The organism is Psychrobacter sp. H27, assembly GCF_059072655.1.
In genome coordinates, this window is record NZ_JCACRX010000001.1 from 420,866 (window position 1) to 434,173 (window position 13,308).

10 protein-coding genes are annotated in these 13,308 nt (G+C 44.1%); 4 read left to right on the forward strand and 6 right to left on the reverse strand.

The window, feature by feature from the left end; all coding sequences use genetic code 11:
• Positions 1 to 213 precede the first annotated feature (213 nt).
• Both purD and AC5JPY_RS01635 read left to right on the forward strand, forming a co-directional pair.
• Entirely contained in the window at positions 214 to 1,530 is a 1,317-nt protein-coding gene (gene purD / locus AC5JPY_RS01630; protein WP_493852715.1) for a phosphoribosylamine--glycine ligase, read from the forward strand.
• A gap of 306 nt (positions 1,531 to 1,836) precedes the next feature.
• Positions 1,837 to 3,228 carry an ABC1 kinase family protein gene (locus tag AC5JPY_RS01635; protein ID WP_443526416.1) on the forward strand — a complete coding sequence of 464 codons (1,392 nt, stop codon included), beginning with the start codon at positions 1,837 to 1,839 and terminating at the stop codon, positions 3,226 to 3,228.
• Between the two features lie 130 nt (positions 3,229 to 3,358).
• Here AC5JPY_RS01635 and AC5JPY_RS01640 read toward each other — a convergent pair whose 3' ends face one another.
• A complete protein-coding gene (locus AC5JPY_RS01640; RefSeq protein WP_493843110.1) occupies positions 3,359 to 4,036 on the reverse strand; it encodes a class I SAM-dependent methyltransferase in 678 nt (225 codons plus the stop codon).
• A gap of 182 nt (positions 4,037 to 4,218) precedes the next feature.
• Here AC5JPY_RS01640 and AC5JPY_RS01645 point away from each other — a divergent pair, with 182 nt between their 5' ends.
• Together AC5JPY_RS01645 and AC5JPY_RS01650 are read left to right on the forward strand one after the other, a co-directional pair.
• A complete protein-coding gene (locus tag AC5JPY_RS01645) occupies positions 4,219 to 4,410 on the forward strand; it encodes a DNA gyrase inhibitor YacG (RefSeq protein ID WP_493843109.1) in 192 nt (63 codons plus the stop codon).
• A 41-nt stretch (positions 4,411 to 4,451) separates the two neighbouring features.
• Positions 4,452 to 5,633: an aspartate aminotransferase family protein gene (locus AC5JPY_RS01650; protein ID WP_493843108.1), complete on the forward strand. Its 1,182-nt coding sequence runs from the start codon at positions 4,452 to 4,454 to the stop codon at positions 5,631 to 5,633.
• A gap of 104 nt (positions 5,634 to 5,737) precedes the next feature.
• On the opposite strand, the gene AC5JPY_RS01655 is transcribed toward AC5JPY_RS01650, so the two are convergent.
• From AC5JPY_RS01655 to AC5JPY_RS01675, 5 genes are all read right to left on the reverse strand, one after another.
• Complete coding sequence (locus AC5JPY_RS01655; protein WP_319051723.1) at positions 5,738 to 6,637, reverse strand: LysR family transcriptional regulator; 900 nt, start codon at positions 6,635 to 6,637, stop codon at positions 5,738 to 5,740.
• A 229-nt stretch (positions 6,638 to 6,866) separates the two neighbouring features.
• Complete coding sequence (dnaX, locus tag AC5JPY_RS01660; RefSeq protein ID WP_493851891.1) at positions 6,867 to 8,894, reverse strand: DNA polymerase III subunit gamma/tau; 2,028 nt, start codon at positions 8,892 to 8,894, stop codon at positions 6,867 to 6,869.
• A 158-nt stretch (positions 8,895 to 9,052) separates the two neighbouring features.
• Positions 9,053 to 10,588: a lysine--tRNA ligase gene (gene lysS, locus AC5JPY_RS01665; protein ID WP_443527089.1), complete on the reverse strand. Its 1,536-nt coding sequence runs from the start codon at positions 10,586 to 10,588 to the stop codon at positions 9,053 to 9,055.
• Positions 10,589 to 10,719: 131 nt separating this feature from the next.
• The gene (gene prfA / locus AC5JPY_RS01670) at positions 10,720 to 11,811 is read right to left on the reverse strand and encodes a peptide chain release factor 1 (protein ID WP_443527088.1); all 1,092 of its coding nucleotides are present in this window, start codon (positions 11,809 to 11,811) and stop codon (positions 10,720 to 10,722) included.
• Positions 11,812 to 12,095: 284 nt separating this feature from the next.
• Entirely contained in the window at positions 12,096 to 13,241 is a 1,146-nt protein-coding gene (locus AC5JPY_RS01675; RefSeq protein WP_443527087.1) for a beta-ketoacyl-ACP synthase III, read from the reverse strand.
• Between the last annotated feature and the right edge of the window lie 67 nt (positions 13,242 to 13,308).

The window sequence follows — 13,308 nt, forward strand, 5'->3', positions numbered from 1 at the left end:
AGCTAAAGCGTACAACATCATTTCATGAATCAGTGATATGTCGATAACCTTTGCTAATGAGACAATGATGACGCAGCCAGTAATATTCAAGATTAAATGCTGGCACAAGGATACTCATAGTAATCAAGACTGTTTTTTTGTTAGAATATGTCGACATATTTACGAGCGTACGACTAGCTCATTATTAACTTAATGCTAAGGGCAAACGGTATGATGAATATTTTGGTGATTGGCTCAGGTGGTCGCGAACACGCACTGGCATGGCAGTGTGCAAAAGATGACAATGTCGAAAATGTCTATGTCGCTCCAGGCAATGCAGGCAGTGCACTTGAACCTAAATGCCAAAACGTCGTCTTAGCGTCTGCGAACGCTGATGCGAGTGAGCATGCCGCTGTCATCGAATTTTGTCAAAATAATAGTATTGATATGGTTATTGTTGGACCAGAAGCACCTTTGGTTACAGGTATCGTTGATGCCTGCCGCGAGGCTGGTATTAAGGCATGGGGGCCTACTGCTTATTGCGCGCAACTAGAAGGTTCTAAAACCTTTGCCAAAGAGTTTATGGAGCAGAACCATATCCCAACAGCCGCTTATCAAGGGTTTACAGAGGCTACTGCAGCTAAAGCCTATGTCGATGAGCAAGGCGCACCCATCGTGATCAAAGCGGATGGACTTGCTGCTGGTAAAGGCGTCATCGTGGCTGAGACCATCGAGCAAGCGCACGAAGCAATCGATGATATGCTCGCGGACAACAAATTTGGGGATGCTGGTAGCCGTGTGGTGATCGAGCAGTTCTTGCAAGGCGAAGAAGCCAGCTTTATTTGTATGGTCGATGGGGAAAATATCTTACCCATGGCAACCAGCCAAGATCACAAGCGTGCTTTTGAAGGTGACACAGGTCCGAATACAGGCGGGATGGGTGCGTATTCCCCTGCGCCTGTCGTGACCGCAGATGTGCATAATAAAGTTATTGAGCGCGTCATTCAGCCAGTTGTTGATGCAATGAAAGACGCAGGACATCCCTATACTGGATTTTTATATGCAGGTCTTATGATTGACCAAGCAGGCGACCCATATGTGATCGAATTCAACTGCCGTTTTGGTGATCCAGAGACGCAGCCTATCTTGATGCGTCTGCAATCATCGATGGTAGATTTGGTCGTGCAAGGTTTATCAGGTCAACTACCTAGCGAAGCAAAATGGGATGAGCGTCCTGCTTTGGGTATCGTTGTTGCCTCAAAAGGTTATCCTGAAACCTCATCGAAGGGCGATGTCATCGCAGGCTTGCCAGAACTAGATTCGACAAACAACAATGCTGTCAAAGTATTCCATGCAGGTACAGCGTTTTCTGATAATCATGAAAATGAGATCGTCACTAATGGTGGTCGTGTATTATGTATTACTGCCTTAGCAAGCAATATCTCTGAAGCCCAGCAAGCAGCACTAGCAGTCACTGCTGCCATTAGCTTTGACGGTGCACAATATCGCCGTGATATTGGTCATCATGCCATCACTCGTGAAAATGCGTAACGAGCTTATACCCATCAAGAGCCATTAAACGCTCATCTTGCGTTGTCGTTTCAAAATTGGTGCGTATACTTTACATCATTATTCGACCTAGCTTTATGCTAGGTCTTATTTTTGGTACGCCGTATAACGCTCAGTAATAATACTCGAACCATCTCACGGCTTACAAAGTAACTATCAACAGCCAGCCTACGCTCATAAACCCAATGTGCTTTATATGGTACAATTTTATACCCGTGCATCACATCTCCCTTGTATTGTGGGTATCGAACCCGCAAATCAATAGCAACTGGATGAATGATTATATTTATGGCAAATGATACGTCTAAACCTTCTAGCAACAAGCAATCAATTGATAGTCTAAAAACCTCAGGGTTTGATCGCCGAATGTCGATTGCCAAAACCTCCTTGAATATTGGTCGTCGTTGGGCGGGCAATAGCGTGTCTGGCATGTTTTTAAATAAAGAAGCACGCACAGCACGTAACCAAGCGTTTATGGAAGCTCAGGCAAATTATCTGGCATCAGAGCTTGGCAAGTTAAAAGGTTCAGTCGTCAAAATCGGTCAAATGCTAGCAATCTATGGCGAGCACATACTGCCGCCGGAGATTACACGTGCCTTACAAACGCTCAATGATGACACCGCAACGTTGACGTGGCCTACGATTGAAAAAACATTGCATAAATTATTGGGTGAAAAACTAAGCGAGCTAGATGTCGACCCTATTCCTATTGGAACAGCGTCTCTTGCTCAAGTTCATCGCGCTACCGTACTGGCGACAGGTGAACAAGTGGTACTAAAGATTCAATACCCAGGCGTGGCTGATGCCATCAACTCCGACCTTGCTTTATTCAAGCAGTTGCTAAAAGTAAGTAATATCGTTCCTCAAACACGCGCACTTGATGCTTGGTTTGAGGAGATACGTGACCTACTCCACCATGAGGTTGATTACGAAGCAGAGGCCGCAACGACAGAGCGCTTTTATGATCGTTTAAGTGACGACCCGCGCTATATCGTTCCGAAGATCAACCGTACCTACTCTAAAAAGCGCTTACTTTGTATGTCTTATGAGCCAGGTATCACTGTGGTCTCTGATGAATTACAACTATTACCTCATGAGCGCCGCAGTGCAATCGGTCAAGCTGCTATCGAAATCATGATGCAAGAGATTTTTGTATGGGGTGAGATGCAGACAGATCCTAACTTTGGCAACTACTTAGTGCGAGTCAGCGAAGGCGACGACATCGATAAGCTTGTTTTGTTAGATTTTGGCGCTATCCGCCAATTCGATAATCATTTACTGACTATAGCCCGCGGACTGCTACGAGCAGGATACCGTCATGATCATCAATCAATGATGCTTGCGATGACAGGATACGACTTTTTCGACAGTATGAGTGACAAAGTACGCTCTGATATTGCCTCGCTATTTTTACTGGCGACAGAGCCTTTCAGTGATCCTGAAAATAATAAAGATATTCCTAGTGAGTGCTTGGATGGGGAAAAGTGTTATATTTGGGCTAACAGTAAATTGCATTCGCGCCTATCCACCAAAGCCACTCGCGCAATGCAATCCTTCGAATTCAATCTCCCGCCAAAAGAGTTTATGTTCATTAGTCGCAAATTCATTGGCGCATATACTCTTTTGACAGTTCTTGACGCTTATACCAATTCTAATAATTTGGTTAAACCTTACCTATAGTCGTTAATTCTAGTCTTTAAGTTTGAAATTTTTTGGACTGCTCTTTAGGAGCAGTTCTTCATTTTCTATTTTTAGTCGCTTAGGCTATTTTATATTCAACCTAATATTTAGCATTCTTCTTTTACCTCGATTATTTTCCTTCACACAATGATGTCGCTTGCCAATCATCAAATCTGGTTTTATACCATTTAGGCTTACGGATATTCAACTCCCAGCACACTTCTTGCCGTGCCAAATACTTCACTTCAAAGTGAGTACGCTGACTATCTGCAGGGACTTGATAACGAGAATTTGGAAGACACCATACCTTAGTTGCCTGAAACTCTGCGTTGTCCATATATGCTTCAATATTGGTGACCACTACTACCTCACCATTTACCTGCAAGCGAGACAATAGAAATTCAAAGAAAGGCATATTTAGCCATTGTTGATTGGGGTTCTGCTGTTCGGGGTTAGGATAAAGAATAAAAATCTTGCACAGGCTATTGGGCTTTATAGCATGTACGGTCCAAGCAATAGCATCCGCATGAATCGCATCTAGGTTTGATAAGGCCTGTAGCGTAGTCTGTTTTGAGAAAGCTTCAAATTTATTACGGGTGCGCTCAATCGCTATTAAATGCTTGTCAGGATTCTGCGCTGAAAAGCTTAGCGCGTGCTTGCCCTTCCCTGCTCCGATCTCTAGTATCAGCGGTTTTTCACTCAAATTTTCGTTGATGATTTTAGGTATCACAAAGTCACGCGGTGCTGAGAGTCTCTGTGGTTGAAACGCTCGCGCTTGCTGATGAGTGAGCTCAGTATTGTCTGTCATTTATTATCCTTAAAGCATTTGTCTTTTGTCATTATTCGGCCCCATGCTATTATATAGCCAATCTAATTTAATAGTAATATAGTGATGACCAGTCCTTCAAAATGCATCCTAATGTAGATGATGATAGAAGAAGACTGCGCGTAAATGATACTAATAACATTAAGGATGCTCCCACTTTTATTATGACTGACTCTAATTCCCATGCTACGCCCAAAACCTACCCTTGCCCACGCTGCGGCACACAGACTGCCTGGCAAGACAATAAATACAAGCCATTTTGTAGTAGTCGCTGTAAGCTAATCGACTTAGGGGCTTGGGCAAATGAAGACTATACGCTACCTGCAGAAACCACGCCCTTCTCTGACGAATTATAACCCCCTATTTTACTCAATTTACTATACCAAGGATGTCTTACATGTCTGCTACCTACCTCATGCCTACCTACAACCGTCAACCTATTAGTTTTACACGTGGTGCAGGTAGTTGGCTCTATACCAAAGATGATACGCCATACCTAGATGCTCTAACTGGTATCGCGGTGTGCGGGCTCGGTCACTGCCACCCACAAGTGACAGAGGCGATTGAGCAGCAGGCGTCTACCTTAATTCATACCAGCAACTTGTTCGGTATTGACTGGCAAGAGCGTGCGGGAGAGGCTTTATGTACGGCTGCCGAAATGGACAGTGTGTTTTTTGCAAATAGTGGCGCTGAAGCAAATGAGGCCGCACTGAAAATTGCACGCTTGTATGCACACAAGCAAGGATTTACACGTCCAAAAGTGATCGTGATGGAGCAGTCATTCCATGGTCGTACATTACTATCGCTATCAGCTACTGCCAACCCAAAGGCTCGTGAAGGGTTTTATACGCTAGATGAAGACTTTATCCGTGTGCCATTTGGTGATATTGCTGCAGTTAAGCAGGCAGCTTTGGATCATCAGGATATTTGCGCCATTTTTGTAGAGCCAATCCAAGGTGAAGGTGGTCTAAATACTGCGGCAAATGGTTTCACTTATTTAGAAGAGTTACAGGCAGAATGTGATGCTCACAACTGGCTATTTATGCTCGATGAAGTACAAACAGGTAATGGCCGTACTGGTAAATATTTTGCTTATCAGCATAGCAGTGCTCGTCCTGATGTATTGACGACTGCTAAAGGCTTAGGTAATGGCTTTCCAGTCGGCGCTTGTATGGTACGAGGCCGTGCTAATGGTTTGTTTGGTGCAGGCAGCCATGGCTCTACTTACGGTGGCACACCTTTAGCCAGTCGCGTGGTACATAGCGTGTACGATGTACTCACCAATAGTGACATTATGGAAAATGCAGTGACTGAAGGTTTGTTCATTCGTGAAAGCCTCGTTAATGCATTAGGACAACATGGTGTGAGTAGCCGCGGCGCTGGTATGATGATCGGTATTGCGCTACCAGAAGATATGGACTGTAGCCAGTTGGTAGATCGTGCGCGTGATGAGCAAAACCTAATCCTCAATGTAACGGGGGGTCATGTCGTCCGTTTACTACCTCCACTTAATATGAGCCGTGATGAGAGCACACAAGTTGCTGAGCGCTTGATTGACCTACTAAGACCCTCATTCTAAGGAATGCTTGAATATATATAATCAAAAAAGCCTATAGATATCATTATCTATAGGCTTTTTTCTAGCTATTTATTTGATAATACGACTGTCTAAAACAAACCGCTCTAATGTGCATGGAAATATTTTTTTAACACTTCTAGACAACGAGTGATTTTGGCAGGTTGTTGGTCACGGTTTAGAGTGACCGCATAGAGAACAAAGCTTGGCAGTTGATAGCCAGTTAACACTTCTACTAGCTCTCCACTCTCAAGCTCTTTTTTGATGTCCATTTCCATCATTCTAATCAAGCCATGACCTTCTTTTGCCAGAGTCGTGGCCATAAAGACGTTATTGGTATAAATACGCGAGTTCATTTTGATACGTGTTTTCTTACCAGTCTCTGTTTGAATCATATCAACCTGATTGGCCTCTTTCATGATTTCAATAGATATCAGTTGATGGTCGGCCAAGTCTTTTGGTGTATTAAGCTTAGGGTGGTGACGTAGATATTGAGGCGACGCTACGAGCAACTGACGTACATCGGTGAGCGGATGACTACTTAGGCTTGCATCATTGATCGATGGACTCATACGAATCGCAATATCGATACGCTCATCAATCATATCGATATAGTGATTATCTGCCAGATAGGTGACACTAAGATCATCATGCGCCGCCATCCATGTGGATAGCGCTGGTAATATATGGTTTACACCAAGCTCAGGCGTCGTCGATATACGTAAACTACCTGCGAGCTCATCACGCAACTGATTAACTTTAATTCGACCTTGTTCAGCAGCACTGACCACATCTTTTGCAGACTCATAAAAGCTCTCACCAGCTTCTGTTAAGCTTAGCTTACGAGTTGAGCGGTGTAATAGCACAACACCTAGCTCATTCTCTAGTGAACGAATCTGCTGACTGACTGCACTGGTGGTAATACCAAGCTCACGAGCTGAGCCACTAAAAGAACCATGTCCGACCACACTGGCGAACACAGCCATACCGCGTAAATTATCCAACATATTCTCACCTAAACTTCATTTCAGTTTTTAATATAACTTAATCATTATAACGACTTTTGATTTATCTTATCGTTACTAAATATTTTCTCTTATATAAGAGCGCCCATTTGTGCTGCGGTAAAAACAAAAATATCAAGGCGATAGCGTATCATCACCTTGATATCTTATATAAAACCGTATTTAAAACATATTCATATTTGAAATGGTTTTAATAACCGTTTTTTAGAACTTAATACAGTTGGACCTTGCCCATTTTGCCCTCGCCCCGCTCCGTCAAATACTGCATCACTGGTGTGTTCAGCAATTTTGTCTCAGCAACCGTTTTTGCTTGCTCTAATCGTTTTTGTTGACGACGCTCTGGTGTTTTATCATCACTTTGCATGATGCTATTATCGATTTTTAAATCAATCTGTGCCTGTGTGAATTGCTGTTGCAACTTTGCAGCCAGTTGCTGAAAAGTCGCTTGTAAATGCTTGCTGTCCACACTAGTCAAGAACGTTGCATTGCCATTACATTGACCTGTCATTGTGCCTTGACGAGCAAGTGCCAACTCATCTTGAGCTAATACTTCTGCTTCACGAGCAGTCTGCAGCCAGTAATCCCATTTTTCCGAGTTCCACTCCCCCGTCAGTTCTTGGGACGTACAGCGTAACAAAGTGCGCGGGTCTTCATCAGATGGTAATAGTAACTGAGAATTATTTGCATCAGGCTCAACAACAGGTTCAGGCTCAACAACAGGTTCAGGCTCAACAACAGGTTCAGGCTCAACAACAGGTTCAGGCTCAACAACAGGTTCAGGCTCAACAACAGGTTCAGGCTCAACAACAGGTTCAGGCTCAACAACAGGTTCAGGCTCAACAACAGGTTCAGGCTCAACAACAGGTTCAGGCTCAGTACTGACAGCTGACTGTACTAAGTTGTACTCTTGGTCACTAATATACTCAGAGCGAAAATTCTCGTTATCATGAGTGCTACTTTGCTGCTCATCATAACGTTGCGCTTGGTCATCAATCTCATAAGACTGTAGTGGTTCTGATGCGCCATGCGTCGTGACAGTTAAAGACGTTTTTTCTGAAGAAGACGGCGAATCAGTCGACTCTATTACTGGTGTACTGGTAGCAGATACCTCCCCGTCGTAGGTATTATTGAGTACTTCATCGACCGGCAAAGGACGAAACGCTAGTAAGCGCAAAATGCACATCTCAAGCGCTTGCATAGGGGTACTAGCAAGCTTGACGCCTTCACGTGCTTGCACAACAATCTCATAATACAGCTGCAAGACATCAGGGCTGATATGCTGAGCTAGCGTACAAATATCTTTTGCTTGCGCCTCATTAACATTGAGAGCGACCTCAGGCAACAGCTGAGTCAATGCCAACTGATGCAACAGCTCAGCCAACCCATCAAACATGCTGGTCGCATCTACCATCTGCGCGCGCATTTGCTCGATATGTGCGGCAACGGCTGATTTATCATGATTATAAATATCTGTGATCAAGCTGATGAGGTCAGCCGCATCAATGAGACCGAGCATGGCATTGACAGTCGCATCATCCAGTGACCCTTGACCAAAAGCAATCGCCTGATCTGTCAGTGACAAAGCATCGCGCACAGAGCCTTTGGCAGCGCTTGCTAATTGCCAAATGGCCGGCTGCGTGTAGTCAACCTGCTCTTTGGTCAAAATATTTGCCAAATGTTCGCTAAGTAATACCTGCGGTAGTGGGCGTAGCACAAACTGTAAGCAGCGCGAGATAATCGTAATCGGCAGTTTTTGTGGATCAGTCGTCGCCAGCAAGAACTTTACGTGTTCAGGTGGCTCTTCCAACGTTTTGAGAAGCGCATTGAAACTATGCGTTGACAGCATATGCACTTCATCAATCAGATAGACTTTATAACGCCCTTGGCTTGGCGCGTAAGGCACGTTGTCTAACAGCTCACGCGTGTCCTCGACCTTGGTACGGGAAGCCGCGTCAATTTCAATAAGATCAATAAAACGCCCCTGATCGATAGCGACGCAGTTGTCGCATACCCCGCACGGTGTGCTCGTAATACCAGTATCACAGTTCAAGCATTTAGATAAAATACGCGCAATCGTCGTCTTACCCACACCGCGCGTACCAGTAAATAAATAAGCATGATGCAGACGATTATAATCAATTGCATTAATCAGCGCCTGCGAGACATGCGTCTGCCCAATCAACTCATGAAAGTTCTTGGGTCGATATTTGCGAGCTAAAACTTGATATTGCTGCGACATAGCTATCCATTGTGCCAAGTGGTTAAAATTCTTATTTTAGATGCTGTTTTTCGATATTTATTATAGCAAAAAGCCAGCGCATTCGTCTGGCTTCTCACAAGTTTGATTATGACTGAGCCGCATTCAATAAGCGACTTTGGTTAACGAATAATTAAACATTAATCATTTTTGCGGCGCATATGCGGGAACAAGATCACATCACGGATACTGGCTGAGTCAGTAAACAGCATTACTAAGCGGTCGATACCAATACCTTCACCTGCTGTCGGCGGCAAACCGTATGACAATGCTTCGATGTACTCTTCGTCAAAATGCATGGCTTCGTCATCGCCTGCGTCTTTTTCGGCGACTTGACCACGGAAACGCTCGGCTTGGTCTGCTGGATCATTGAGCTCACTAAAACCATTAGCGAGCTCACGACCGCCAACGAACAGCTCAAAACGATCAGTAATCTCAGGATTGTCATCACTACGGCGCGCGAGTGGTGAGGTCTCAGCTGGATACTCAGTAATAAAGGTTGGTTGACGCAGTTGATGCTCAGCCGTTTCTTCAAAAATAATCGTTTGTAGTTTACCCACACCAAACACATCTTTTACTTGCTGTTTCAGCGTCGTTGATGCGTACTCTGCTAGGTATTCACGATCATTGATACGTGCCATGTCGAAGTTTTCTGCATACTTTGCAATCGCATCAGACATAGATAGACGAGCAAATGGTGCTTTTAGGCTAATGGCTTCTTCTTGATAAGTCAGCTCTGTTGTGCCCAACACATCATTTGCTAACTGATTAAACATACGCTCAGTCAAATCCATCAGATCATGATAGTCAGCGTAGGCTTGATAAAACTCAATCATGGTAAATTCAGGGTTGTGACGGGTTGAGACCCCTTCATTACGGAAACTGCGGTTGATCTCAAATACACGCTCAAAGCCACCAACGACCAAGCGCTTGAGATAAAGCTCAGGCGCAATACGCAAATACAAAGGCATATCTAGAGCATTGTGGTGCGTCTCAAAGGGACGGGCTACCGCGCCACCTGGAATCGGATGCATCATTGGCGTTTCAACTTCCATAAAACGCTCATTCAGCATAAATTGACGAATACCGCTAACGATTTGACTGCGAATCATAAAGGTATCGCGAGTGGTCTCGTTGGTCATCAAGTCAAGATGACGATTGCGATAGCGCGCTTCTACGTCAGCTAAACCATGGAATTTGTTTGGCATCGGACGTAGCGATTTGGTCAGTAACGTAATCTCTTCGATGTGCACATACAGATCACCCTTACCTGAACGACCGATATAGCCTGACACCCCAACGATGTCACCCAAATCTAGAGACTTAATGCTTGCACGCGTTTCTTCATCAAGCTCTTTACGTGCCACATATAGCTGAATACGACCTGACATATCTTGAATCACGATAAATGAGCCACGGTTGAGCATGACTCGACCTGCTACATTTACCTGTGTCTTTTCGCCATTCGCAGCTTTCTCTTCGATCTCTTGCTTTGACACACCATCAAAAGCGGCTTGTAAGTCTTGCGCATAATCAGTGCGTTTGAATGTATTCGGATACGGCTGTTTTCCTGAAGCACTGATATCGTCTAGCTTGGCTTGCAGTTGTGCGATTAGCTCGTTAGTATCTTCTACAGTTGGGGTTTGGTCTTGGTTCTGATTATTGTGCTTTGACATGACACTCTCAATATTATTAGATAATTAAATGGATAAACGAAAACAGAAAAACGAAATCAATACTTATTATTATAAAAGCAGGCACTATTATACAAGGGTATAATAGTGCCAATATTACATAGAATTGGCTACTATTCACCGCCGCCAATACTGGCCATCAGATCAGCCTGATGCTCACGTAACAACGCATCCAGAGTCTCATCCAAGTCGCCTTCCATAATAGAGTCGAGTTTGTATAAGGTCAGGTTGATACGGTGATCGGTCATGCGCCCTTGTGGAAAATTATAAGTGCGAATACGCTCTGAGCGATCGCCACTACCGACCAAGTCACGACGTATGGAGTCCGCCACATCGACCTGTGCTTGTACTTTGGCTTGCTGGATTTTAGAGACTAGCATTTTCATAGCATGCGCACGGTTTTTGTGCTGGCTACGCTCTTGCTGACACTCTACCACGGTACCGGTTGGAATATGCGTCAAACGTACGGCTGAGTCAGTGGTGTTCACGTGCTGACCACCCGCCCCACTTGAGCGAAAAGTATCCATCTTGATATCAGCAGGATTGATATCAACGGTATCATCAATCTCAACCTCTGGCATGACGGCAACCGTACAAGCTGAGGTATGCACGCGACCTTGGCTCTCAGTTTCAGGAACACGCTGTACGCGGTGAGCACCCGATTCAAACTTTAGGCGACCATATACACTATTGCCAGATACACGAGTGATAATCTCTTTATAACCACCATGCTCACCTTCGTTTGCAGAGAGCACTTCTAGTGTCCAGCCTTGGGTCTGTGCATATTTTTGGTACATGCGGAACAGATCACCAGAGAAGATCGCCGCCTCATCACCGCCAGTCCCTGCACGAATCTCCAAGAATGCAGGTACTTTATCATTCGGATCTTTTGGTAGCATCATTACATTGAGAGCTTCTTCCATCTCTACGATGGTATCGCGTGCCGTCTCAATTTCATCTTGCATCATCTCTTTCATGTCAGGATCGGTCGCATCGGCTAGCATTGCTTCTGCATCAGCCTGATCCGTTTCTGCACCCAGATAGTTCTGCCATAACGTCGTGATGTCCATCAAGTCGCTATGTTCGACAGACAATTCACGGAATTTATTATTATCACTAATGACACTAGGATCTGATAACAAGGCGGTGACCTCTTCATAACGGTCTACCATCTGGTCTAAACGCAGGCGTAAGGATTCTTTCATAAAAGGACTTTTATTTAAATGAGGGGAATAAGAGCGTGATTATAGCAAATTTTTTGGGTTAAATTAAAACCTCTGGTCATTCTTGTCGATATTCTCAGTAATCTTGATGTTATCTTTCCAAACATCTCTGTTTATATTTAGATGTCAGGACCTGATTTCAATAGCAAAAACGACAGACAAAAAAATAGCCAAGAACATTCTTGGCTATTTTTTTGTCTAGTTGCTAGTTACTTAGTACTAATTACTGGTCACTTAGTATTAAACCTTAGTAATAAACTAAGGCATTAAACTTTACGCACCAGTACTGACCCGATAGAGTAACCTGCACCGAATGAGCAGATAACACCCAAATCACCTGATGATAGATCATCTTTGTGGCGATGGAATACAATCATAGGGCTCGCTGAACTGGTATTGGCAAATTCAGCAATCACACTTGGTGCAATTGACTTATCTGCATCTTTACCGACGACAGTACGTAAGATCAAATCCAACATATTGGCATTGGCTTGATGTAACCACATCATCTTAACATCAGATGTTGGGATGTCGTTTTCTTGCAAGTGCTCAGTGATAATTTCAGAAACTTTCGGGCAAACTTCACGGAATACTTTGCGACCGTTTTGCAAAAATAGCTTGTCAGTGACCGGTGCTTTGATATCTGGATACATCTCTGTCTGTGCCGCTAGGTATTCTGAGCGATCCATAAAGCCATATTCGTTTTTGATGTTGGTCGAAAACTGCGTAAATAGTTTAGAGTTTAGAATCTCGTACCCTTTTGGCGTATCAAGCTCTTCTACGATAGAGGCAGTCGCCACATCGCCAAAGATAAAGTGGCTGTCACGGTTACGCCAGTTTAGATGCGCTGAGGTAATCTCAACGTTGACCACAGCAATGCGCTTGGCCAAACCTGAGATAATAGAGCCGTGGGCTTGTGATAGACCAAAAGTTGCCGCACTACACGCAACGTTCATATCGTATGCAAAACCACCAACCATGCCGATCTCATTCTGAATTTCGATAGCAACCGCAGGATAAGTACGCTGGAAATTTGAGCAAGCAAGGATGATACCGTCTAAGTCATTGGCTTCAAGTCCTGCATCAGCCAAAGCGTCTCTGAGTGCTGCTGCACCCATTTCAGCCATCACTGATAGCTCTTCGCCCAAATTACGGTATGGGATAACTGGTGCCATGATTTCAGTATTTAAGATACCGTCTTTTTCCATCACATAACGTGATTTGATACCAGATACTTTTTCAATAAAAGCGGCTGAAGAAGGCTCAAGTGCGGTCACAGTCTCTGCTGCTATCTCGTCAGCATGTTCGGTATTATAGTTTTCAACATACTGGTTAAATGACTCTACTAGCTCTTCGTTACTAATGCTATAAGGTGGGATATACAGGCCTGTGCCTGTGATACAAGTCGTCATGATAAGCTTCCTTGTCTACTACTATAGTGCTTGGAATAAGCATAAAAGTGAAAAAATAATAGCCATT

Bases quoted from the DNA above. Each gene is read 5' to 3' on its own strand.
- lysS (WP_443527089.1), bottom strand. From the start codon at position 10,588: ATGTCAAAGCACAATAATCAGAACCAAGACCAAACCCCAACTGTAGAA.
- prfA (WP_443527088.1), bottom strand. From the start codon at position 11,811: ATGAAAGAATCCTTACGCCTGCGTTTAGACCAGATGGTAGACCGTTAT.
- AC5JPY_RS01640 (WP_493843110.1), bottom strand. From the start codon at position 4,036: ATGACAGACAATACTGAGCTCACTCATCAGCAAGCGCGAGCGTTTCAA.
- AC5JPY_RS01635 (WP_443526416.1), top strand. From the start codon at position 1,837: ATGGCAAATGATACGTCTAAACCTTCTAGCAACAAGCAATCAATTGAT.
- AC5JPY_RS01650 (WP_493843108.1), top strand. From the start codon at position 4,452: ATGTCTGCTACCTACCTCATGCCTACCTACAACCGTCAACCTATTAGT.
- AC5JPY_RS01645 (WP_493843109.1), top strand. From the start codon at position 4,219: ATGACTGACTCTAATTCCCATGCTACGCCCAAAACCTACCCTTGCCCA.
- purD (WP_493852715.1), top strand. From the start codon at position 214: ATGAATATTTTGGTGATTGGCTCAGGTGGTCGCGAACACGCACTGGCA.
- AC5JPY_RS01675 (WP_443527087.1), bottom strand. From the start codon at position 13,241: ATGACGACTTGTATCACAGGCACAGGCCTGTATATCCCACCTTATAGC.
- AC5JPY_RS01655 (WP_319051723.1), bottom strand. From the start codon at position 6,637: ATGTTGGATAATTTACGCGGTATGGCTGTGTTCGCCAGTGTGGTCGGA.
- dnaX (WP_493851891.1), bottom strand. From the start codon at position 8,894: ATGTCGCAGCAATATCAAGTTTTAGCTCGCAAATATCGACCCAAGAAC.